This window comes from Flavobacterium sp. (genome assembly GCF_039932285.1).
Classification (GTDB): Bacteria; Bacteroidota; Bacteroidia; order Flavobacteriales; family Flavobacteriaceae; genus Flavobacterium.
In genome coordinates this window covers 1-24,531 of sequence record NZ_JBDTQE010000042.1, presented here as the reverse complement: position 1 = coordinate 24,531, position 24,531 = coordinate 1, and the positions used below count along the sequence as shown (strand labels likewise).

The 24,531-nt window shown below is 31.6% G+C and carries 21 protein-coding genes and 1 tRNA gene; 13 read left to right on the top strand and 9 right to left on the bottom strand.

Annotation, left to right across the window (positions count from 1 at the left end):
- From ABI549_RS08970 to ABI549_RS08955, 4 genes are all read left to right on the top strand, one after another.
- Positions 1-5,054: RHS repeat-associated core domain-containing protein (locus ABI549_RS08970; protein WP_348076120.1), on the top strand; the 5,054-nt coding region annotated here is incomplete at its 5' end.
- Entirely contained in the window at positions 5,047-5,820 is a 774-nt protein-coding gene (locus ABI549_RS08965) for a hypothetical protein (RefSeq protein ID WP_348076119.1), read from the top strand. The genes ABI549_RS08970 and ABI549_RS08965, both read left to right, overlap by 8 nt.
- Positions 5,821-6,018: 198 nt before the next feature.
- Entirely contained in the window at positions 6,019-6,705 is a 687-nt protein-coding gene (locus ABI549_RS08960; protein ID WP_348076118.1) for a hypothetical protein, read from the top strand.
- A 172-nt stretch (positions 6,706-6,877) separates the two neighbouring features.
- Positions 6,878-7,924 (top strand): T9SS type A sorting domain-containing protein, encoded by a 1,047-nt coding sequence (locus ABI549_RS08955; RefSeq protein WP_348076117.1) that lies wholly within the window; start codon positions 6,878-6,880, stop codon positions 7,922-7,924.
- 258 nt (positions 7,925-8,182) lie between these two features.
- On the opposite strand, the gene ABI549_RS08950 is transcribed toward ABI549_RS08955, so the two are convergent.
- A tRNA-Val gene (locus ABI549_RS08950) sits at positions 8,183-8,257 on the bottom strand.
- Between the two features lie 81 nt (positions 8,258-8,338).
- Positions 8,339-9,559 carry a folylpolyglutamate synthase/dihydrofolate synthase family protein gene (locus ABI549_RS08945; RefSeq protein ID WP_348076116.1) on the bottom strand — a complete coding sequence of 407 codons (1,221 nt, stop codon included), beginning with the start codon at positions 9,557-9,559 and terminating at the stop codon, positions 8,339-8,341.
- 133 nt (positions 9,560-9,692) lie between these two features.
- Here ABI549_RS08945 and ABI549_RS08940 point away from each other — a divergent pair, with 133 nt between their 5' ends.
- Together ABI549_RS08940 and ABI549_RS08935 are read left to right on the top strand one after the other, a co-directional pair.
- The gene (locus tag ABI549_RS08940; RefSeq protein WP_348076115.1) at positions 9,693-10,409 is read left to right on the top strand and encodes a MotA/TolQ/ExbB proton channel family protein; all 717 of its coding nucleotides are present in this window, start codon (positions 9,693-9,695) and stop codon (positions 10,407-10,409) included.
- Positions 10,387-10,788 (top strand): biopolymer transporter ExbD, encoded by a 402-nt coding sequence (locus ABI549_RS08935; RefSeq protein ID WP_348076114.1) that lies wholly within the window; start codon positions 10,387-10,389, stop codon positions 10,786-10,788. The genes ABI549_RS08940 and ABI549_RS08935 overlap by 23 nt, the downstream gene beginning before the upstream one ends.
- Before the next feature lie 128 nt (positions 10,789-10,916).
- Here the strand turns inward: ABI549_RS08935 and ABI549_RS08930 are convergent, their stop codons facing one another.
- Positions 10,917-11,351: a DUF1573 domain-containing protein gene (locus tag ABI549_RS08930; RefSeq protein ID WP_348076113.1), complete on the bottom strand. Its 435-nt coding sequence runs from the start codon at positions 11,349-11,351 to the stop codon at positions 10,917-10,919.
- Positions 11,352-11,699: 348 nt separating this feature from the next.
- On the opposite strand from ABI549_RS08930, the gene ABI549_RS08925 reads away from it, so the two are divergent.
- Positions 11,700-14,333, top strand: coding sequence for a valine--tRNA ligase (locus ABI549_RS08925; protein WP_348076112.1), 2,634 nt, complete (start codon positions 11,700-11,702; stop codon positions 14,331-14,333).
- A 66-nt stretch (positions 14,334-14,399) separates the two neighbouring features.
- Positions 14,400-15,422, top strand: coding sequence for a quinone-dependent dihydroorotate dehydrogenase (locus ABI549_RS08920; RefSeq protein ID WP_348076111.1), 1,023 nt, complete (start codon positions 14,400-14,402; stop codon positions 15,420-15,422).
- On the opposite strand, the gene ABI549_RS08915 is transcribed toward ABI549_RS08920, so the two are convergent.
- The gene (locus tag ABI549_RS08915; protein ID WP_348076110.1) at positions 15,419-16,120 is read right to left on the bottom strand and encodes a DUF3307 domain-containing protein; all 702 of its coding nucleotides are present in this window, start codon (positions 16,118-16,120) and stop codon (positions 15,419-15,421) included. The two genes, ABI549_RS08920 and ABI549_RS08915, sit on opposite strands and share 4 nt — an antisense overlap.
- A complete protein-coding gene (locus tag ABI549_RS08910; RefSeq protein ID WP_348076109.1) occupies positions 16,117-16,728 on the bottom strand; it encodes a SatD family protein in 612 nt (203 codons plus the stop codon). Before ABI549_RS08910 ends, ABI549_RS08915 begins: the two co-directional genes overlap by 4 nt.
- Positions 16,729-16,909: 181 nt before the next feature.
- On the opposite strand from ABI549_RS08910, the gene ABI549_RS08905 reads away from it, so the two are divergent.
- Together ABI549_RS08905 and guaB are read left to right on the top strand one after the other, a co-directional pair.
- The gene (locus tag ABI549_RS08905; RefSeq protein WP_348076108.1) at positions 16,910-17,773 is read left to right on the top strand and encodes a hydroxymethylglutaryl-CoA lyase; all 864 of its coding nucleotides are present in this window, start codon (positions 16,910-16,912) and stop codon (positions 17,771-17,773) included.
- Between the two features lie 199 nt (positions 17,774-17,972).
- Positions 17,973-19,445, top strand: a complete 1,473-nt coding sequence (gene guaB / locus ABI549_RS08900) for an IMP dehydrogenase (RefSeq protein WP_348076107.1) — start codon at positions 17,973-17,975, stop codon at positions 19,443-19,445.
- 67 nt (positions 19,446-19,512) lie between these two features.
- Here guaB and ABI549_RS08895 read toward each other — a convergent pair whose 3' ends face one another.
- Both ABI549_RS08895 and ABI549_RS08890 read right to left on the bottom strand, forming a co-directional pair.
- A complete protein-coding gene (locus ABI549_RS08895; RefSeq protein WP_348076106.1) occupies positions 19,513-20,370 on the bottom strand; it encodes a neutral zinc metallopeptidase in 858 nt (285 codons plus the stop codon).
- A gap of 80 nt (positions 20,371-20,450) precedes the next feature.
- A complete protein-coding gene (locus ABI549_RS08890; protein WP_348076105.1) occupies positions 20,451-21,683 on the bottom strand; it encodes a glycosyltransferase in 1,233 nt (410 codons plus the stop codon).
- A 97-nt stretch (positions 21,684-21,780) separates the two neighbouring features.
- On the opposite strand from ABI549_RS08890, the gene ABI549_RS08885 reads away from it, so the two are divergent.
- The 3 genes from ABI549_RS08885 to ABI549_RS08875 are packed head-to-tail and all read left to right on the top strand — an operon-like array spanning position 21,781 to position 23,008.
- Positions 21,781-22,362, top strand: a complete 582-nt coding sequence (locus ABI549_RS08885) for a tRNA-(ms[2]io[6]A)-hydroxylase (RefSeq protein WP_348076104.1) — start codon at positions 21,781-21,783, stop codon at positions 22,360-22,362.
- Positions 22,363-22,378: 16 nt separating this feature from the next.
- Positions 22,379-22,660, top strand: a complete 282-nt coding sequence (locus ABI549_RS08880) for a DUF2752 domain-containing protein (RefSeq protein WP_348076103.1) — start codon at positions 22,379-22,381, stop codon at positions 22,658-22,660.
- Between the two features lie 18 nt (positions 22,661-22,678).
- Positions 22,679-23,008, top strand: a complete 330-nt coding sequence (locus ABI549_RS08875; protein WP_348076102.1) for a CCC motif membrane protein — start codon at positions 22,679-22,681, stop codon at positions 23,006-23,008.
- Positions 23,009-23,083: 75 nt separating this feature from the next.
- Here ABI549_RS08875 and ABI549_RS08870 read toward each other — a convergent pair whose 3' ends face one another.
- Both ABI549_RS08870 and rocD read right to left on the bottom strand, forming a co-directional pair.
- Positions 23,084-23,545: a DUF5362 family protein gene (locus ABI549_RS08870; RefSeq protein WP_348076101.1), complete on the bottom strand. Its 462-nt coding sequence runs from the start codon at positions 23,543-23,545 to the stop codon at positions 23,084-23,086.
- Between the two features lie 15 nt (positions 23,546-23,560).
- Positions 23,561-24,531: ornithine--oxo-acid transaminase (rocD, locus tag ABI549_RS08865; RefSeq protein WP_348076100.1), on the bottom strand; the 971-nt coding region annotated here is incomplete at its 5' end.

The following is a 24,531-nucleotide window of genomic DNA, read 5'->3' as shown; positions in this document are numbered from 1 at the left end:
GTAGTGGTTTTGGGGCTTCAGGTAGTTTTGGAAAAAGTGGAGATGATGGTGGAGACACAAACGGAGAAGGTTCTGGGTTTGTTAGATTTGACGGGTTTAGAGGTAATTCAGGTGGTGGTATATCAGCAAATTTCACAAATGGAAATAGTATAGCAAAACGCACATGGTCTGATATTAATGGAGATGGTTTGTCAGACTTAATTACAATTGACTCTAATAATAATGCACAAGTATCTTTAAATAATGGTACAGGTGTAAATAGTAGTTATTCTGTTATTAATTTGCCTTTATTTTTTAGTAAATCATCAGGTATTTCAGGAGGATTGGGTGTAAACAAATGGCAAGGGAGTCTTGAGGCGGGATTGTCGTTAACCACTAGTTGGAATAGTACAAATAATACTATGATTGATATAAACGGTGATGGATTAATGGATCTAGTGAGTGCTGACAATTCTATTGGTGTTCGTCTAAATGCTGGAAACCACTTTGTGGACTTTGGGAATTGGGCTTCAAACTATAATTTGAAAAGGGAATCGGCTTCAATAGGAGCATCAATAAATGTAGGTGCTTCATTTGCTTTAATTTGGAGAATCTTCGGAATTCCTTTTAAAATACCAGCAATTAATGTAAACGGAACACCACTTTCAACTTCTACAAATAGAACTTATAAATCAATTACAGATTTTGATGGAGACGGATACCCTGATTTAATGGAAGAAGTTGATCCAAGTACTGTCAAAGTATATTCGTCAAGAATAAGAAGAACTGATATGCTTAAATCTGTGACTAATCCATTAGGAGGGAAATTTACAGTAGATTATAAAGTTCAAAAAATTGACTATAACAATCCAAATCCTAAATGGGCAATGACTGGATTGGTTATAGAAGATGGTTATAACAAAGTAAATGATGGAAGAGATGTTTATAAAAAAGAGTTTGTTTATGAAGATGGAAAATATGATCGTAGAGAACGTGATTTTTATGGCTACGAAACAGTAAAAGTTGTCGAATATAATTTAGATGAGAATAATAAACCAACTACGGTTTACAGAACTTCTATTTCCAAGTATCATAATAACAGTTATTTTCTTAATGGTTTATTAAAAGAAGCCTATGTAACCAAAGGAGATGATGAAACTAAAATATATTCTAGAACAGTTAATAATTATGAAATTAAGGCACTTGACATAACAAATAACAAATTATTGCCAAGCTCTAATTTACCTAGTAATTATGATGTAGGGGGTTCTGAAGGACGTCGTTCTGCTGCTGTAGTTTTAACAAAAACGGAAAATTATTTATATGAATTAGCACCAACACCTTTATTAACTACTGGAGTTTCTATGATCTATGATGACAAAGGACGGGTTATAACTTATATTGATTCAGGTAATATAACCAATCCGAATGATGATTATTCTTCACAAATAACTTATCATAATGATCCGAGTTTGACCAATAAAAACATCATTACTATCCCTAAAAGCATTAAAGTTTATGTAGGTACTAATGTAGTAAGAGAACGATCAACTCTTGTAAATACCACTAATGGAAATATAACTCAAGTAAATGCAAAAATTGATGCTACAAATAATGCAGTTACCAATTTAGATTATGACACCTATGGTAATTTGAGAAACATTATATATCCACCAAATTATGTGGGTAATAGTATGACTTACAATTATACGTATGATACCGAAAACAATAAGTATGTTGTACAAATCAATGATGCTTTTGGTTATTCTTCGAGTGCTATTTATGACGCCCGATTTGATAAAGTAATAGAAACAACAGATTTAACAGGGAATAAAATGCAATACCAATACGATTCGTTTGGTAGAACTACAATAGTAAGAGGACCTAAAGAAATTGCAGCGAACAAACCATACACCCTTAAATTTCAATATTATCCAAGATTTATAAATGCTAGTGGGATTTCAGGAGTTACAGCAACAAATTTTGTTCCTGTTGCTTTAACTAAACATTACGATTTACAGCACCCTACTAATGATATTGAAACCTATACTTTTATAGATGGTTTAGGGAGACCTATTCAAATTAAAAAAGACATATCAATTAATACGGGCACTACTGTATCTCCAAAATTTATTGAAGCCATGTCATTATCTGGAAAAGTTTTTTATGATGAATTTGGAAGAGCTATAAATCAATACCATCCTTATTACGAAGCTAAAACCACGGCAAACAATTTTGTTTTAAATGAATATGCAATTGTTTATAAATCAACATCTGAGTATGATGCCTTAGATCGTCCAATAAAATCGATTGATCCTGAAGGTAATATTAGTACTATGGAATATACTATTGATAACGATGTATCCAGTACTTTGGCAATAAAAACAAAATCAGTAGTACAACAAAACGCTAGTCAACAAGTAATTACAGAGTCATATAAGGATACTAATGGAAGAGTCATTTCTGCTAAAAATATAGGACCTAATGGTGATATTTGGACAAAATTTAATTACAATGCCATAGGTGAATTGCTAGATTATACCGATGCAGAAAATATTGCTACTAGTTATAAATATGACATGCTAGGTAGAAAAAAAGAGATTAAACATCCTGACAATGGCAAAACTATATATGAGTATGATAATGCCAGTAACATGCTAAAGTTACAAACGGCTAATTTAGCAAATGATCAATCTATTCCAATTAATGATCGTTTTGTGAAATATGAATACGATTTTAACCGATTATCAAAAGTGAATTATCCTGTTACTGCCTCAGGAAATAATATTAGTAATGTTCGTTATGTATATGGAGCCTCAGGAGCAGGGAATGATACTGGAAGACTAATAGAAGAATATGATGCCACAGGTTATCAAAAATTTAAATATGGCGTTATGGGCGAAATGATACAAAATGATCGTGTTATTGTTGGACCAAATATTCCTACTCGAAGTTTCAAAACCATTTATGAATACGATAGCTGGAACAGGATAATAAGTTTAAAATATCCAGACAATGAAACTGTAAATTATGTCTATGATTTAGGTGGTAATTTAAATCAAATGGCAGGTACTGTAAACAATCAGGAATACAAATATATAGAACGTATAGACTATGATCATTACGAACAACGTACCTATTTGAAGTATGGGAACAAAACGGAAACTTTCTATAATTACACCCCTAGTTTACGAAGGTTAAATAATTTGAATGTAAAAACAGCTGCTTCTCAAGATTTATTTAATAATAAGTATGATTATGATAAGGTTGGAAATGTTACTAGTATTGTAAATAGTGCATTGCCAGTCGCTAACGCAATGGGTGGTACTTACAATCATAATTTTGTATATGATAATTTAAATCGTTTAGTAGGTGCAGAAGGAAAATTTACAGGAAAAAAACCTAGTATTGACTACGCTGCTAATTATACATTAAATATGCAATACAATAATACACATGGTATTGCAAAAAAACAGCAAACACATGTTAAGAATAATGTTGTTTATCAACCTAATACTTATGAAAATAATTACGGTTATTTTGGAGGCACTCATAAAGTAAAATCAATAATAAATGCTACAACACAAGCAGAAGATGACTATGAATATGATTTAAATGGAAATCTTACTAAAAAGACGAGTACTATAGATGGAACAAGACAGTTTTTATGGGACGAATCAAATCGTATGCGTATAGTACAAGACCAAAGCACCATGCAGCATTACATATATGATGGATCAGGAGAGCGCGTACTTAAAGCAAAAACTAATATAGCAACTGTATATCAAAACGGAACACCAGTAACGCCATCTACAGTAACTTTTACAGGTTATACTACTTATGCAAGTCCTTATATCGTTATAGACCCAAATGGTGTATATAGCAAACATTATTATGCAGGATCCCAACGTATTGTAAGTCGTATAGGAGAAAGTGCTATTTCTATTTTTAATTCTTCTGACAGTACTCCTTGTCCTACATGCAAAGAAGATACAGGAACGAATGATGAAAAGACTATTAGACAAACACAAATAGAAGATCTTCAACAACGCTTAGACAAAGCAAAACTAGGCAAAGCAATATTTAAAAAATTTGAGCCTATAAGTTATGATGTAGTCTTAAAAACGATGAGTGAAGACGATGAAAGCAAAGCTGCAGCTGCAGCGACTCCTCCTCCAATGTATTTTTACCATCCTGATCATTTAGGTACAAGTACATTTTTAACAGATGCTAATGGAAATGCATACCAATTTTTCTTAAATTTACCATTTGGAGAAACCATGGCGGAACAAAAAGGAGCAAGTTATTACAAGTCTCCATTTAAATTTAACGGGAAAGAGTTAGATGAAGAAACAGGACTGTACTATTATGGTGCTAGGTATTATGACCCAAAGAGTAGTATTTGGTTAAGTGTTGATCCGTTGGCTGAACAAGGACCAGAAATAAGCCCATATATCTATTGTAATCAAAACCCGTTAAACCTAACTGACCCAGACGGAAGATGGCCAGATTTGCCAAGTTGGAAAAGTATAAAAACTTCTTTCAACAATATGTGCAATAAATTTGAAAGAGATTGCAGAAGAAATTCAAGAGAGATTGCAAGTGCTCCTATTGTCAAATTATATAACAAGGTTTTACAAAAAACAGCTGATGTTTTAAATAAGAATAATACTTATAAAAAAGAAAAAAACGAGACAAGGCATAACAATATTGGGGACTCCATGACAATAAAAGATGGCACTGGAGGGGAAAAAACAGATGGAAAACAAGATGGAAAAACCACGGATATGACTGGTTTAATTGATGCTTCTCCAAGTCCAAATCTGCCTAGCTCCAATCTCGGAAATAAAATAGAGTTAGCCACATCCCCTACTGAATTATATGAAGCAGGTCAGAAAATTGTGGAAGGAACAAAAGAAGTTATTAAGGAAGTAAGTAAGAAAGCAAATAGTAAAGCAGAGAAAACAAATCAATCCGAGTATATTTTTACTCGTTTCGATTCAAATAACTCAAATAATAACATTCAAGTTAGAAACTCTAAATATGATGTCGAACAAAAAAAGAAAAATGACTAATAAATATAAAATCGCCTTATCCCTTCTATTTGTTGCTATCTTTGCAATACTAATATCTGTTTTTTTCTTTAAGAAAGAAAAAGTATATACTTCAAATGAGTATAATTCTAAAGGACAGTTAATAGGGGTAAGTGAATATGTTATCAGGAATAATGATACTATTCTAAACGGAAAGTTTGTAAGATATAATGAAAAAGGAATTAAAATTTCTGAGGGGCAGTTCTTAAATGATGAACCTTATGGTAAATGTTTTTATTATTTTAATGATGGAAAAATAGAATCTATATTCTATCGAAAAAACAGTAAAGTTAATTTAGAATGTACTTATTATGATAAAAGTGGTTTAATTAATAAATATATTCTATGTGATGATGTAGGAAAAACAACATTTTTTATTAAGTTCGATGAAAAAGTAGTAAAAAAGTATGACGGTTATGCGTTATTACCATTGAATCAATGCAAGCTCGATAATGGAAAACAAAAGGCGTTTACTTTAAAGGATACATTAAAAGTGGGTGATGTTATAAAATATGATTATATATTAGCCAATATCCCTTACGCAAAAAGAACCTTTAAAATAGAAAGTGAAGCGATTGATAATTCAAAAAGAACTATTACTAAAAAAGCACCAACACGCATAATAGTTGAAGAAGTTTTAACCAAAAAAGGACTTAACAGAATAAAAGCTATAACACGATATACATTTAATGATAAAGTTACGCCTGTAAAAAACGACACTGTTTCTTTTGACGTGAATGTAAGATAAAAAATGATAGTAGTTTCAAAATTTGAAAAACTTTACCTTTTGGAGAAACCATGGCGGAACAAAAAGGAGCAAGTTATTACAAGTCTCCATATAAATTTAACGAGAAAGATGCTAGATAAAAACATAAAGTACCTAACCTTATTTTTATTACTGATAACCGTATTTTATTCTTGTAAAAAAGATGAAAAAGTTAATCTAGTGAAAACCGATTTTCCTGAAGACAAACAAGTAGCATATTCTGAATATATTATTAATGAAGAAAAAGACACTATTTTAGAGGGTAATTCCACGGTCTATAATTATGACGGAATAAAAATAAGTTCGGGTACTTATAAAAAAGGGGAAATAGTAGGTAAGACAACTTTCTATTATGACAATGGTAATATTAAAAGTATCAACAATAGGGACAATAATCAATTAGATATCGATATTGTTTATTATTATAGAAACGGTAAAGTAGAGCGGTATTCAATGTTTGATGAATTGGAAAACTTGGCTTTTTTTATAAAATTTGACGAACAAGGAAACCCAAAAAATTACAAAGGAAATTGCGTAATTGAGAGGTATCAATATAAAATCAAGTATGCTGAAGAATTTAAAACCAAAATTAATCAGCATCTGAAAGTTGGAGACACATTAAAATACAAGTATATAGTTGCTAATATACCCTATACAAAGCGTAGTTTTAAAATCGAAAATTTATCAGTTGATAATTCAAAAGTTAAAAGAATAATTAAAAAAAGACAGCCTATATATATTGATGTTCAAGAAGTTTTGACTAAAAAAGGAATAAATAGAATCCGAGCAACTGCTCAATATGAGTTTAATGACACCAAAGAAACAGTTATAAAATATACTACTTTTTTTGATGTAAATGTGTATTGAGATAATTTTTCTTAAATTTACCATTTGGAGAAACCATGGCGGAGCGACTGGGTTCGGAAGCTATTACTAAACACCTCATAAGTTTAACTGCAAAGAACTCAATGAAGAAACTAATCTTTATAAATTAGAGAACTAAATAAAACATTTATATTTGTTATTTAATAATATAAATATGAAAAAAAGCTATTTTAAATTAATTTTACTTACTGTTGTATGTATTTTTAAATGCAATACTTCCGTTGCTCAAACTACACTTATCGCAGGAGATATGATGATTATTGGGTGTGATTTGGGAGCAAATACTTTTAGAGTGGTTTTACTAAAAGATATTTCAGCAGGAACAGTAATAAAATATACAGATATTGCTTGGTTAAGTAGTGCGTCAAGCACATGGGAACCTAATAGTTTAGCTTATTCATTTGAAGGAACCATCACTTGGACTACTACTATAAGTCTAGTTTCAGGCACTGTTTTAGATTTAAATTTATTAGGTTCTGGAACGGCTAGTTTAACAACTGTCGGAATTACTCCACTTATTCAATCCATTGTTGTGTCTCAAATGACATCAACTGATGTAGTCCATCCTAATGGAGAAAATTTATTCATCTATCAAGGAAATTCGTCAAACCCGTATTTTATTACAGGGTTTAACAATCTTATTACCAATGCATCACCCACCATTCTAAGCCCTAATGGCTGGACATCTGATGGTTCTTTTATAGGCGGTTTTGCAATTACCACTAACTTACCTAATGGTAATGGCAGCCAAAATGCCTTAACAGATGGTGTTAATGCTCTAGCAATGATTGACCCATGTAGACAAACACAAGTACAATATACAGGTTTAACAACTCCTGCTGATATACCTACTTGGAAGTCACGTTTTATGAATCATGCCAATTGGTCTTGTGGAGCTTCTGGTGTTACAAATTCTATTACCAATTCCATTGCAATTTTACCTCTAGCTAGAAACGAATTTGAATTGTCATCAAAACTAAAAATGTATCCAAATCCAGTATCAAATATTATTACTGTAAATTTTGAAAATTTAACTAACACATTTGTTACAATTTATGATGTAAATGGAAGATTCTTAAAAAAAATAAATCTAAATCAATCATCAAATAAAATTGTAATTTCTGATCTTGAAAGTGGTATCTATTTATTTAAAATTCAATCTGATGAAGGAACGGTTACAAAGCAAATTGTGAAAGAGTAAAAGATAATATTTTCTTTTTACTTAACTTTTCAAAATAAAAAAAGAAGAATTTACAGTTAGAATTTAAATTAAAAACTACATTTATTGATTAATAATTAAATTTCGCCTAAACTCTATAATCTTCTGAATATTTTGCTTTTTTAAACGCATACGGCATTTTATAGAAAATAAAAAAAGGTTTTAATCTTCATTTTACAACTCTCGTTGACTAAATGTTGACTAAAACCTTTATAACTAACTGCAAAGAGGCAGTTTTTGTGGGCGATGAGGGGTTCGAACCCCCGACCCCCTCGGTGTAAACGAGGTGCTCTGAACCAGCTGAGCTAATCGCCCTTTCGGATTGCAATTTTTTGTGTCATTGCGTGTGCAAAGATACACTACTTTTTTACATTTGCAAGCAAAAAACAGAAAAAACTATAAAATTTCTGAAACAACAAAAGTACTTCCGCCAAGATAAAGGAAGTCCGATTTTGATGCGTTTTGCAATGCTTTTTTGTAAGCTTCTGAAACAGAATTGTATACTTTACCTTTTAATTGAAATTCGGCTGCTATTTTTTTTAAAATTGAACCATCTAAACCGCGAGGAATATTGGGTTTGCAAAAATAATAAATAGCATTTTTTGGGAAAAGTGGTAAGATTTCATTTAGATCTTTGTCGTTTACTAGACCTAAAACAATATGCAGGGTATCAAATTTCTCTTTTTGAATTTGATTCATTACAATTTCTAGCCCATTTTTATTGTGTGCTGTGTCGCAAATGACTTTTGGAGATTCGCCAAGTTGTTGCCATCTTCCTTCGAGTCCCGTGTTTTTTACCACATTTAATAAACCAGATTGAATTGCTGTATCAGAAATTTTGAATTTATTCTGATTGTTAATTATCGAAATCGTTTGTAATACGGTCTTTTTATTGTGTTCTTGGTAGTCTCCAATTAAATCGGAAGAATAGGTTTGTGAAATACTATCCGATGCAAAATAAATATCCGAATTACACTCTTTGGCTTTAGTCAAAAATACTTCTCTCGATTCATGAGTATATTCTCCAATTACCACTGGAATATTAGATTTAATAATTCCAGCTTTTTCAAATGCAATAGCCTCGATAGTATTTCCTAAAAACTGGGTGTGGTCTAAACCTATATTTGTAATTACCGAAACCAGTGGCGTAATAATATTAGTTGAATCTAGCCTTCCTCCCATTCCTGTTTCAATAATGGCAACATCAATTTTTTCTTTTACAAAATAATCGAAAGCCAATCCAACGGTCATTTCAAAAAAACTCAAATCATTTTCTTCAAAAAAAAATTTATTTTTAGCTACAAAATTTACAACAAAATCTTCAGAAATTTCGATTCCATTTATTTTAATTCGTTCTCTAAAATCTTTCAAGTGTGGCGAAGTGTATAATCCTACTTTATAACCGGCTTCTTGCAAAACTGAAGCCAACATACTAGAGGTTGATCCTTTTCCGTTGGTTCCAGCAATATGTATTGTTTTTATATGCTTTTCTGGGTTTCCTAAATGACTGGCTAGCAAAATTGTATTGGTCAAATCTTTTTTATACGCTATTGCTCCTTCTAATTGATACATGGGCAATTGTGAAAACAACCAATCTAAAGTTTCTTTATAATTCATATAATACAGTTCAATTCAAAAATTTTGACAACCAACAAAATAATTTTCTTGTTTTTTAGTTTATTATACTATAGAAAATTACCTTTATGCAAAATTGAGATAATTTTTAATATAAATATAGCACTTTACATTTATGATTGGATTTTTTTTACAAGCCACAAACGACACAATAGCAGCAGCAACTGGTGCAGTAATTGAAAATGTCGTAAAAGAGAACGAAATTTCGGTTTTAGAGTTTATACTAAAAGGAGGTTTTTTCCTAATTCCTATTTCGTTATTATTATTTTATACGATTTATGTCATTGTAGAACGTTATATATACCTAAGAAAACATACAAAATACGATACTCATTTAATGAAAGATATCAGAATTCATCTTAATTCTGGTAATATAGATATGGCTATTGCTACCGCCGAAAAAGACACTACTGCTTCTGGAAACGTAATCAAAGAAGGAATTTATACCATAGGAAGACCTATTGCCGAGATAGAATCGAATATGGAAAAAGTAGCCAATATCGAAATTGGACAAATGGAAAGACGCTTAGGTCATTTAGGCCTTATTGCTGGTATTGCGCCTACATTGGGTTTTATTGGAACTATTGGTGGAGTGATCAAGATTTTCTATAGCATTTCAATTACTGAAAATATTAGTATTGGAAATATTTCTGGCGGGTTATACGAAAAAATGATTAGCTCTGGATCTGGTCTTTTAGTAGGTATTATCGCCTACTCTGCTTACCACTTGTTTAATGGTGTAATAGATAGTTTTTCTCTAAATATACAACGCCATGTATTAGAATTTGTAAACATAATTCAAAGACCAAATGCCACAAATAAAACGAAATAAACGATTTCATGCAGAAATAGCAACCTCGTCACTAAGTGATATCATGTTCTTTTTGTTGCTATTTTTTCTTATCATTTCTACATTGGCTAATCCTAATGTGATTAAAATGACATTACCAAAAGCAAAAGCAACTGAAAAAACCAACAAGCAACTCATAACATTATCTGTTACTGAGGATAAGAAATTTTACCTCGACAAACAAGAAGTTCCGTTTAGTGAGCTAGAAGTTACATTACTCACAAAAATGGGCGGTGCTAAAGACCAAGCAGTTGTGGTTAGAATCCCTTATAATCTACAAGTTCAGGATTTAGTCGATGTGTTACAAATAGGTGTAAAAAACAATTTAAAATTTGTAATTGCAACCAGTTCGAGTAAGTAAAATTAATAAATGATTTGAAATACTAGAACAAAATACGCTTTTTATTAAAATTAAATATTCCGAAAATAAACATGAAGTTTACTTTCGGAATATTTAATTTATATGCGGATTTTATTTTTAAAATTATTTTAATTACTAGGTAAAGATTTCTTCTTTTCCATCATATTTACATCTTCAGGAACAACAACTGTACCTTTTATTTTTAAAGGAGTCATACCGCCATCGTAATTTATCGCATTCGATTCTACAGTGATAGTTTTTCTAATAGGACCTGGATTCATATTATATTTTACATCTATTTTTCCTGTTTTTCCAGGCAAAATAGGATCCGTTGGTTTAGTAGGAACTGTACAACCGCAAGATGATTTTACATCTTTAATAATAAGTGGAGCATCTCCAGTATTAGTAAATTCAAAAGTTCTAATACCATTGTCACTATTTTTAGACACAGTACCATAATCAATAGTGTTATCTTTATCTTTAAATTCAATTTTAGCACCACTTTGTGCTTTCGATGCAAAACTTAAAGTAATAATTGCTATAAATGTAAAAAAATTTTTCATTTCAATTTAATTAAAAATTATTCGTAAAAATAGATTTGTTTCAGTAAACATACAAATATTTTAACTCTCTTTTTATATTTAATCAGTTTACCTACTTTTGCATACAATTACAAAAAGCATACCAAAGTTTTTTATCCTTTTCTAGGAGCATAACTTTTGCTTTCTGTACAACATTATTCCTGCTGTTCGCTAAATCTTTTTTTTTAAAGAAAAAAAGGATATCGCTTCCATCAGGGCTAAAAATCAAATCAGTCGTTCTAAAGAACCAACTAAACAAATAAATTTAAAATTTTAAGTACCAAGATTTTTTAAATCTGATATCTAAAATCTAATATCTAAAATCAGAAAATGACAATTCCAGCACAATTCAACGCCAAAGAAACTGAACAAAAATGGTATGACTATTGGATGAAAAACAAGTATTTTCATTCCAAACCAGACCATCGTACGCCATATACTATAGTAATACCTCCACCCAACGTGACTGGAGTACTACACATGGGACACATGCTAAACAATACTATACAAGATGTGCTTATTCGTCGTGCGAGATTGAAAGGATTCAATGCTTGTTGGGTTCCTGGAACAGATCACGCTTCCATTGCAACCGAAGCAAAAGTTGTGGCAAAATTAAAAGCCGAAGGAATAAATAAAAATGATTTAACGCGTGAGGAATTCCTTAAACACGCGTGGGAATGGACCGACAAATATGGCGGAACAATTCTCGAACAACTCAAACAACTAGGTTGCTCTTGCGATTGGGACAGAACCAAGTTTACTATGGATCCTGACATGTCAGCCTCTGTCATAAAATCATTTGTAGATTTATACAACAAAGGACAAATATACCGTGGTTATCGTATGGTAAACTGGGATCCAGAAGCTAAAACCACACTTTCTGATGAAGAAGTAATTTTCGAAGAACGTCAAGGAAAATTATATTTTATCAAATACAAAATAGAAGGAAGTGAAGACTTCTTAACTGTGGCAACCACAAGACCTGAAACTATTTTCGGAGATAGTGCCATTTGTATCAATCCAAATGATGAGCGTCATACACATCTAAAAGGTAAAAAAGCGATTATCCCAATTTCTGGAAGAATAATTCCTATTATCGAAGATGAATATGTCGATTTAGAATTCGGAACAGGTTGCCTAAAAGTGACACCTGCTCACGATATGAATGACAAAACGTTAGGCGAAAAACACAATCTGGAGATTATCGATATTTTCAACGAAGATGCTACGCTAAACAGTTTTGGATTGCATTATCAAGGTAAAGATCGTTTTGTAGTTCGTGAAGAAATATCAAATGAATTAGAAACTTTAGGTGCCATTTCTAAAATAGAAGATCACATCAATAACGTAGGAACATCAGAAAGAACAAAAGCGGTTATCGAGCCTCGTTTGTCTGACCAATGGTTCTTACGAATGGAAGATTTAGTAAAACCAGCCATCAAAGCAGTTCTAGAAACGGAAGAAGTAAAATTATATCCTTCTCGTTTCAATAATACGTATCGTCACTGGTTAGAAAATATCCGTGATTGGAATATTTCCCGTCAATTGTGGTGGGGACAACAAATTCCAGCTTACTTTTATGGTAACGGAAAAGAAGATTTTGTCGTAGCGGAAAGTATTGAAGAGGCTTTAGAATTAGCCAAAATTAAAACTTCAAACGCTCAACTTCAAACTTCCGATTTAACACAAGATGCCGATGCTCTAGATACTTGGTTCTCTTCTTGGTTGTGGCCAATGGCTGTTTTTGGTGGAATTCTTGATCCTGAAAACGAAGATTTTAAATATTATTATCCAACAAATGATCTAGTTACTGGTCCAGATATTTTATTTTTCTGGGTAGCTAGAATGATTATTGCAGGTTACGAATATACTGGAAAGAAACCGTTTTCGAATGTGTATTTAACAGGATTGGTTCGTGATAAACAACGTCGTAAGATGTCTAAATCATTAGGTAATTCTCCAGGACCATTAGGTTTAATTGAGAAATTTGGTGCCGATGGTGTTCGTGTAGGCTTATTGTTAAGTGCTTCGGCAGGAAACGATATCATGTTCGACGAAGAACTGTGCAACCAAGGAAAAGGATTTACAAACAAAATCTGGAATGCTTTCAAACTCATAAAAGGTTGGGAAGTTTCTGAAACTATTCCGCAACCAGAATCTTCAAAAGTTGCAATAGAATGGTATGAAGCTAAATTACAACAAACTTTATTAGCTATCGAAGATGATTTCGAAAAATACAGAATTTCCGATGCTTTAATGGCCATTTACAAATTGGTTTGGGACGATTTCTGTTCGTGGTTTCTAGAGATGATAAAACCAGCTTATCAAAAACCTATTGATAGCGTAACTTTTTCAAAAGCAATAGAAATGTTGGAAAAAAACTTAAAACTGTTGCATCCATTCATGCCTTTCTTAACGGAAGAAATTTGGCAAATCATTGCCGAAAGAAAACCAGAAGAAGCATTAATAATTTCTACTTGGCCAGAAATGAAACCATTTAACGAAAGTCTAATTTCAGATTTTGATACTACAATCGAAGTGATTTCAGGAATCAGAACTATCAGAAAAGATAAGAATATTCCGTTTAAAGATACTATCGAAATAAGAATTGTAAATAACGATAAGGCTTCTACTTATTTTGATTCGGTAGTGACCAAATTAGGAAATATTACATCGTTAGAATATGTTTCTGAAAAAGTAGAAGGTGCATTATCGTACCGAGTAAAATCGAACGAATATTTTATTCCAATTACGGGAAATATCGATGTGGAGGCTGAAATTTCTAAATTGACAGAAGAATTAAATTATACGAAAGGTTTCTTGAAATCAGTACAAGGAAAACTATCCAACGAGAAATTTGTTGCTGGAGCTCCAGAAAAAGTGCTAGAAATGGAATGCAAAAAAGAAGCCGATGCTTTAGCAAAAATTGCTACAATCGAGCAAAGTTTGGCTAGTTTAAAATAACATAAAATCCCACTTTTAATTAGTGGGATTTTTTTTATTAACTTTGCAAAATACAACACAACAACAATGTACAAATCTTTTATTCGTCCAATTCTTTTCTGGTTTGACCCAGAAAAAGTACATCATTTTACTTTCTCATTAATTAGAAATTTATGTAAAATCCCAGGGTTTACATCAATTTTAAAATATTTATACCAAATAAATGACAAACGATTAGAGCGTGAAGTATTTGGGCTAAAATTTAAAAATCCAGTAGGTCTTGCTGCTGGTTTCGACAAAGATGCTAAATTATATAAGGAGCTTTCAGATTTTGGTTTTGGCTTCATAGAAATTGGAACTTTAACACCTAAAGCACAAGAAGGAAATCCTAAAAAACGCTTATTTCGACTAAAAGAAGATTCAGCAATTATAAACCGTATGGGATTTAATAACGGTGGAGTTCATCAAGCTGTAACTAGACTAAAGAAAAACAATGGCGTTCTAATAGGTGGGAATATTGGTAAAAATAAGCTCACGCCAAACGAAAATGCTACTTCCGATTATGACATTTGTTTTGATGTATTATATGATTATGTCGATTATTTTGTAGTAAACGTGAGTTCTCCCAACACACCAAATCTTCGTGAACTACAGGAAAAAGAGCCATTAACACAATTGTTAAACACGCTTCAAAGCAAAAATCTAAATAAGCTAAAACCAAAACCTATTCTGCTGAAAATTGCTCCAGACTTAACTAATGAGCAACTATTAGATATTATAGATATTATTAAAACCACTAAAATTGCTGGAGTAATTGCAACAAATACTACTATTTCACGTGAAGATTTACAATCGGTAAATAAAATAGAAATGGGCGGATTGTCAGGAAAACCCTTAACAAACCGTTCTACCGAAGTGATTCGTTTCCTTTCCGAAAAGAGTAATAAAGCCTTTCCAATTATTGGAGTTGGCGGAATTCATTCTCCAGATGATGCTATTGAAAAATTAGAAGCAGGAGCTACTTTAATTCAGCTTTATACAGGTTTTATTTATGAAGGACCAGAGTTAGTAAAGGCTATCAACAAAAAAATATTGGAGAAAATAAGTTAATAAAATTTAGTAATTAAAAGTCCTACTAACAAAGCAATTCCGAAACTTAAAAGCGTACCAATAAGAACATATTCAGTTAGTTTTCTGTCTTTTGCTTCTTTCAAATCACCAAATCTAAAAATAGATTTTGCAGCTAATAAAAATCCTATAGCTTCAAAATGAGCTGTTATAATAAAGCAAAAAACAAATAACCTTTCTAAAATTCCAATATAGTTTCCCGCATTTTGTAAAGAATTGTTACCCTCAGATTTACTTTCTGGTGTCCAAATCGAAATAATATTTCTTATAAGAATTGATGTTGGTTTGGTTAAAAATATAATTCCTGTTATAACTATCCAAAAAGTGTCATTAAAAGCATCAAAATCTATTGTCAACTTTTTATAAACGGTTGCAATTAACACAATAACTAACAAATGCAAAACTTGATCTGCAATAAACCAATTCCGTTTTGTTTCGGTTTTCTGGAAATATAATTTTAAAAAATCTATAAACCCATGTGATAATGCCAGTAGCAATGCAAACCAACCAAATCTTATATCTCCAACTAAAATCCAAGCTAATACTCCGTGTAAAAGAGTATGGGTGTATAAATAAATACTTTTGTGTTTTTTACTTTCTTTCTCTAAAACCCATGAAGTTGGTTGTAGCAAAAAATCGCCAAACAAATGAGCTAAAAGTAGTTTTACAAAAATAATCATACATTTATATTTTTAATTTTTTGTCTAAAATATCCTTCTGTTTCTATCATTAAATCAAATTGCGCTCGCTTACGTCTTCTACTTACAGCAGCTTGATTAATACCTAATATAATACCTATTTCTTCTTGAGAAAGTTCTTGATTTAAAATAGCAACTTGTACAAATTCGGCAGATTGGGATAACCAATTATCCATAAAAACCAAACACAAACGCAATATTAAATTCATTTCTAAATCAAAAATTTTATTTCCAGAATTAACAGCTAAATTTATTTTTTGCTTTTTTAAATTTTCAAAAACTTCTCCTGAACGAGAAAATGCTGTACCATTACTTTCAGATATTTTTTTTGCTTTATATGTTTTATCTCCAAAACCAATACTCATTCTTACATCGAGTTTCATGGTTTTAAAATAAGCTTTTATTTGTAAAGCAACGAGCAATGCTTCCTCTGGATTTTTAACTTCCAGTTGAAATTCATCTCCCCGATAAATCTCCCATTCCGTTGGATTTTTGCCAAAAGTATTCAATAATTTTTTGAAACCATCTATCCATACTTTGGAAGGAAGCTTTCTCGAATTCACAATATCTCCTGTAATTATGCTTATCATATTTCAAAAGTAATTAAAAAAATTTTAAAAATAAATTATTTTTCAATTATTATTACCAAAATACGTAATATATATAATTATTACACAATAACGTAATATAATTTATTATTACCAAAATATGTAATAATTTAAAATTATTGAAATTTGAAATTCATAATTGTTTTTCTATCTTTGACTTTCTATGGAACCAATAAAAATAATCGAATGCCCAAGAGATGCCATGCAGGGTATCAAACCATTTATACCTACAGATAGGAAAGTAGCATATATACAATCATTATTACGAGTAGGTTTCGATACTATCGATTTCGGTAGTTTTGTTTCGGCAAAAGCCATTCCACAAATGCAAGATACAGCTCAAGTTTTAGCACAGCTCGATTTGTCGCAAACAACAAGTAAGTTATTAGCAATTATTGCCAATACTCAAGGTGCCGAATTGGCTTCTATACATAAAGAAATTAAATATTTAGGTTTTCCATTCTCTATATCCGAAAACTTTCAAATGCGAAATACACATAAAACTATAGCTGAAAGTCTCGTCACACTACAAGAAATTTTAGAAATCGCCGATAGAACAAATAAAGAAGTGGTAACCTATATTTCTATGGGATTCGGAAATCCTTATGGAGATCCTTGGAATGTAGAAATTGTTGGAGAATGGACAGAAAAATTAGCCAATATGGGTGTAAAAATTCTTTCCCTCTCAGATACTGTTGGTACATCTACACCAGAAGTAATTAGCTATTTATTCTCAAATTTAATACCTAAATATCCAAATATCGAATTTGGAGCACATTTACATACCACTCCAGAAAAGTGGCATGAGAAAATAGATGCCGCTTACAAAGCAGGCTGTCGTCGTTATGATGGTGCAATTCAGGGTTTTGGAGGTTGTCCCATGGCAAAAGACGATTTAACAGGAAATATGCCAACTGAAAAAATGCTGTCTTATTTTACTACTCAAAAGGAAAATACTAATACGAGTCCCATGAGTTTCGAAAGTGCTTACAATGTAGCTTCAAGATTATTTGGAGAATTTCATTAATTTTTTAAGGAGCTATTTCCAGCTGTACACTCTATCTTTTCCTTGCTAAAGAAGCAAGAAAAAGGATGCCGTTTCCCATCTGGGCTAGGGCATTAGTTTTCAAAAAAAATCTATCTAAAACGAATAATCTAGAAATCATTTAAATTTTAAACAAAAAAGTCTATATTTGCATGCAATTTAACTACAACTACAAATTGCAATGATCGCACACAACACAAAGATTATCGGAGAAGGATTAACATACGATGATGTACTATTAGTTCCTAATTATTCCAATGTACTTCCTCGCGATGTAAGTATAAAAACAAAATTTTCTAGAAATATTACATTAAATGTTCCTATTGTATCCGCAGCTATGGATACAGTTACCGAAAGTTCTATGGCAATTGCTATGGCACAAGAAGGTGGAATTGGAGTTTTACATAAAAATATGACTATCGAGCAACAAGCTGCTAAAGTTCGCAAAGTAAAACGTGCCGAGTCAGGAATGATAATAGATCCCGTTACATTACCTCTAACATCGACCGTTGCAGATGCTAAAAATGCAATGAAAGAATTTGGTATTGGTGGTATTCCAATTGTCGATGATAACAAAACACTAAAAGGAATTGTTACCAATCGTGATTTGCGTTTCGAAAAAAACAATGCTAGACCAATTATAGAAGTAATGACTAGCCAAAATTTAATTACCGTTGCTGAAGGAACTTCATTAGAACAAGCTGAAGTTGTTTTACAAGGAAATAAAATTGAAAAACTACCTGTTGTAAATGCTGATTATAAATTGGTTGGTCTCATTACTTTTAGAGATATCACAAAACTAACCCAAAAGCCAATTGCTAACAAAGATGTTTACGGACGTTTGCGAGTTGCAGCAGCAATTGGAGTTACAGGAGATGCAGTACAAAGAGCAGAAGCCTTAGTAAATGCTGGTGTAGATGCCATAATTATAGACACAGCTCACGGACATACTCAAGGTGTCGTAAATGTTCTAAAAGAAGTAAAAGCTAAATTTCCTCAAATAGATGTTATTGTTGGAAATATTGCTACTCCAGAAGCTGCAAAATTCCTAGTCGAAAATGGTGCAGATGGTGTGAAAGTAGGAATCGGCCCTGGTTCAATTTGCACAACAAGAATTGTCGCAGGAGTTGGATTTCCCCAATTTTCAGCCGTCTTAGAAGTAGCTGCAGCATTAAAAGGAACTGGAGTTCCAGTCATTGCCGATGGTGGAATTCGTTATACAGGAGATATTCCTAAAGCGATTGCTGCCGGAGCAGATTGTGTCATGTTAGGATCACTTCTTGCAGGAACAAAAGAGTCTCCAGGGGAAACTATTATTTTTGAAGGAAGAAAGTTTAAATCATATAGAGGAATGGGTTCTGTTGAAGCTATGGAAGATGGTTCTAAAGATCGTTACTTTCAAGATGTTGAAGATGATGTTAAGAAATTAGTCCCAGAAGGAATTGTAGGACGTGTTCCATACAAAGGAGAGTTAAATGAAAGTATGCTTCAATTTATAGGTGGTCTTCGAGCTGGAATGGGTTATTGCGGATCTAAGGATATTCAAACATTGCAAGAAACAGGACGATTTGTACGCATTACAACTAGCGGAATTAGAGAAAGTCATCCGCATAACGTTACAATTACAAAAGAATCACCAAATTATTCTAGATAATTTTTTTAATTATATTCAAATAAAAAGCTTTTTTTATTTATGTAGAAATGAATTAGAAATTTAAAATCTAATTCATTTCTGCAAAAGTATCTCCTTGACGAATGTCTCCAGTTTTATAACCTTTCATAAACCAATATTTACGTTGTTCTGATGTGCCATGCGTAAATGATTCCGGAACTACTTGACCTTGCATTCTACTCTGAATAGCGTCGTCACCTACAGCTTGTGCTGCACTCATTGCTTCATCAAGATCGTCTAAATCTAAGTTTTGTTGGTTATATTTTGTCCAAAGCCCTGCATAAAAATCGGCTTGAAGTTCTAAGGCAACCGATAATTTATTGGCTTCAACTTCGTTTTTACCTTGTTGCAATTGTCTTACTTTTTCAGAAGTACCTAACAGTGTTTGAATATGATGACCAACCTCGTGAGCTATTACATAAGCAACAGCAAAATCACCACCTTTTGCTCCAAATTTAGTTTGAAGTTCCTGAAAAAAAGCAAAATCTAAATATACTTTTTGATCGCCAGGACAATAAAAAGGACCTGATGCTGATGTAGCACTTCCGCAAGCTGTTTCTACAGCATCGGTAAATAAAACCATTTTTGGTTCTTGATATTGCATATTATTTTCTTGAAATATTTTACTCCAAATATCTTCTGTATCTGCAAAAATAGTTTTTACAAATGCTCCTGTTTTTTCTTCTTCGGCAGTTAACTGTCTAGATTCTACTGGTTGCGAAGTTGACTGATTTTGATTTAATTGTTCTAATACTGGCAAAAATTGATGAACTTGGTCACCTCCAAAAACATTTAATAATAATATTACAATTCCTAAAAATCCACCACCAACTATTGCTTTTCCTCCTCCTGACATACCTCTTCGGTCTTCAACATTATCGCTTTGACGTCTACCTATCCATTTCATAATTTATGATTTTAAAAATGTTTATACAAATATACTTTTTCATTTTAATTGTAAACAATTCGATAATATATTTTTTAAAATTAAGATCTGTTTTTTTCTTCAATCCATCGAGACATATATTTTGTGCTTAGTGCTGTATGATGTAATAACAAACTTCCCATGAAATTTTGTTCTCTATGGATTTCTAAATTAGATTGGATGAAATTTATTTTATCTGTAAATGCATTTTCAAATAAATCTGATTCAAATCTATTCTTAAGTATTTCAAACCCATTTTTTTGAGATTGATTCCAAATCGTCTCGTCTTGATATAACAAAACCGCTTTAGATCCAAATTCTCCGAAATCATCAGCTATGAATCCGTTCCAATTATAATTTGCATTGATTCCTTCAGCACCAATATTTGTAGTAATACTTGGCGTTCCTAATTGCATAGCTTCTAACAACTTACCTTTTAAACCCGCACCAAAACGTATTGGAGCAAGTAGAACTTTAGCATTTATAATTACTTCATTTGCATTTTCGGCACGACCATGAATGATGAAATTTTCTTTTGGATTATGCAATTGCAATACTTTTTGAGAAGGATAAGCACCATAAATATGCATCATAGCATCTGGCAATTGCTTTCTTATTTCAGGCCAAATTTTTTCTTTCAATTGTTTTACAGCATCCCAATTGGGTTCATGAAGAAAATTTCCTATAAAAATAAAATCTTTCTTTTGCTCAAAATTTAATATTAAATTTTGATCTTTTAAAACAAAAAACAAAGGCAAATAATATAGTAAATTAGGATTTATTTTGAACGTTTGTAATAAAATTTGCATTTCAATTTCTGAAATGATTAATGACAAATCACATCTCAAAATACTAGCGATTTCACGCTTCGCAATTTCGGAAATTAATAAATGAGAAAGATCAAATATTATATTTTTCTTAACTGCATTTTGACGAGTTAATCTTAAAGAATGTAAATCTTCGGTGTCTAAAACCCGTATTGCATTTGGACAGTTTTCATAAACTCTCCAGCCAAACTGTTCTTCAATTACAAATCGGTCAAATAATACAATTTCAGGATTTAATTCTTTTATAAAATCGTCAAAAGTATTAGAATTTAAAACAATTTTTTGAGTTGTAACTCCAAAAAATTTTAAGTCATACGAAAAATCACTTTCTTGTGCTGCCGATGCAAAAACAATAGAAAAACCTTGTTCTTTAAACAACTTTATAAGTTGCAACATCCTTGTTCCTGCTGCTGATGATTTTGGTTCTGGCCAAACCAAACCTATTATTAAAAGGGTTTTATTTTTCAATCTAAAAAATTTTATGCAAAATACGATTATTAATTATTTTATTCAATGTTAAAATCAAAACTAAAAGCTGTAATTTTACAATCTTATTTTTTAAGTTATGTTAGGATTAAAATTAAAAACTGACCCTCGTTGGGTAACTATAGTAGAATCGAACATAGAAGAAATTCTTACTGATCATGCTTGGTGCGAACAAAAAGCAGCTACAAATGTAATTACCATAATTACTTACAATTCTGAACATGAAGAATTAGTAACTGAGTTATTGAAAATCGCTAAGGAAGAAATAGATCATTTCCAGATGGTTCATGAAATTATTAAAGAACGTGGATTAACACTTGGTAGAGAAAGAAAAGACCACTATGTAAACGAATTATTTAAATTTCTTAAAAAAGACGGAAGCCGTAATGATGCATTTGTAGATAGATTACTATTTTCGGCCATGATTGAAGCAAGAAGTTGCGAACGATTTAAGGTACTTTCTCAGAATATTCAAGACAAGAAACTAGCCGATTTTTATAGAGAACTTATGATTAGCGAAGCCGGACATTATACTACTTTTTTAGGTTTTGCAAGAAAATATTCAGAAAAAGTAAATGTCGACAAACGTTGGGCTGAATGGCTAGAATTTGAAGGAGAACTTATCTCTAATTATGGAACAAAAGAAACTGTTCACGGTTAATTTTTAATTCATAAAAATGAAAATCGAAGACTTTATGATTCCCTGTATAAACAAAACGCTTTTTGGTGTAGATTGTTTAGGTTGTGGTACTCAAAGAGCATTTGTTCTAATACTAAAAGGAGAATTTGTCGAAGCATTTTATATGTTTCCTGCTATTTATACCACTATTTTATTTTTTATAATTCTTGGGTTAAACTTTATTGACAAATCTAGAAATTACCACAAAATAATTATTTCATTAGCAATTATTAATGCTGTGATTATGATTGTTTCTTATATTTACAAACTAACAAACTAAATTAAAAAAACAAAAACTATGGAAAAAAGACAATTACCAAACGGAACAGCTGTGCTAGTTTTAGGAATTTTATCGATATTAACTTGCTGCTGCTGGGGTATTTTTGGGATAGCCTTGGGAATTATAGCTTTAATATTGGCTAAAAAAGATATGGCATTATATGCAGAAAGTCCTGAATTATATACTAATTATAAAAATATAAATACTGGAAGAATTCTAGCAATTATTGGTATCGTCTTAAGTTCTATTACACTTATTGCAACAATATATTCTAAAGTAATTATTGGTGATGAAGCCATGATGAAAATGCAAAAAGAAATGTTGGAACAACTACAAAAAAGCAAATAATTATTAATTTTAATTATAAAAAAACCCGTCTTGTTTTATAACGAGACGGGTTTTATATTTTTATAAAAATGTAATTTACATCGCAGATGAAGCTGCAAAAAGTCCCATTGCAATCATTCCAATAAACATTAAAACATATAATGACAAAACAACAATCATTGTTATTCCTAAAAATTTATGGTGTGATTTAAGAAATCCCAATCCTGTTGATAATAATTCGCTATCATTATTCTGAATTGCGTTTTTTGTATCGTTTGCATATTTGTACAAATAATATATTGGAAAAAAGTATATTGCTGCGATAACTAAATAGAGAACAGATATAAATCCTTTCATAGCCAACATAGGATTAAATTCGGCAGACTCAACAGTCGGAATCATAGACATAACAGCTCCCATAAAAATAGCGGCTAATACCATAAATCCTATTCCTACAAAACCCATAATTGCTAAGAATTTAGACCATTTTGCGCTTTCTTTCAAAAATTCTAATGCTGAGGCATTCAATTGCATTTCGTTGTTGTTTTGGTTTTCCATAAGTATAATTAATTGTTAGTTTTCAAATTGTTTTAAAGTTTTAATAATTATCGAAACACAATCTAACAATTGTTCTTCATTCATTACTAATGGTGGCGCAAAACGAATAATATTTCCGTGTGTTGGTTTAGCCAACAAACCATTATCACGCAAAGCCATACAAATATTCCAAGCGGTATCACTTTCTTCCGTATCATTTATCACAACTGCGTTTAGTAATCCTTTTCCACGAACTAAAGTTGCTATAGTCGAGGTCTCTATAAATTTAGATAATTCTCTTCTGAATATTTCACCCAAATTTCTTGCATTTTGAGATAAATGTTCTTCATTAACTACATCCAATGCCGCCATAGCCACGGCACCTGCAATAGGATTTCCACCAAAGGTCGATCCGTGTTGACCTGGTTTAATAACATTCATAATCGCATCGTTCGCTAATACCGCCGAAACTGGATAAGCACCACCTGATAAAGCTTTTCCTAAAATTAAAATATCAGGTTGCACATAAGAAGCTTGTTTTTCGCATTTATTCTCACAAGAACAATTGCCACATACTGCTAATAAAGATCCCGTACGAGCAATTCCTGTTTGTACTTCGTCAGCTATAAATAAAACATTATGTGCTTCGCAAAGTGCTTTGGCTTTTGCTAAATAACTTTCTGTAGGGACATAAACTCCTGCTTCTCCTTGAATAGGTTCTACTAGAAATCCTGCAATATTTTTTGATGATTTTAATACATTTTCTAAAGCTGTCAAGTCATCATAAGCGATACTAATAAATCCAGACGTGTAAGGGCCAAAATTTTTACGTGCATTTTCGTCGTTAGAGAACGAAATAATCGTAGTTGTTCTTCCATGAAAATTTCCGTCGCAAACAATAATTTGTGCTTCATTTTCAGCAATTCCTTTTTTCTCATAAGCCCATTTTCTACATAATTTCAAAGCAGTTTCTACTGCTTCTGCACCTGTATTCATTGGCAATACTT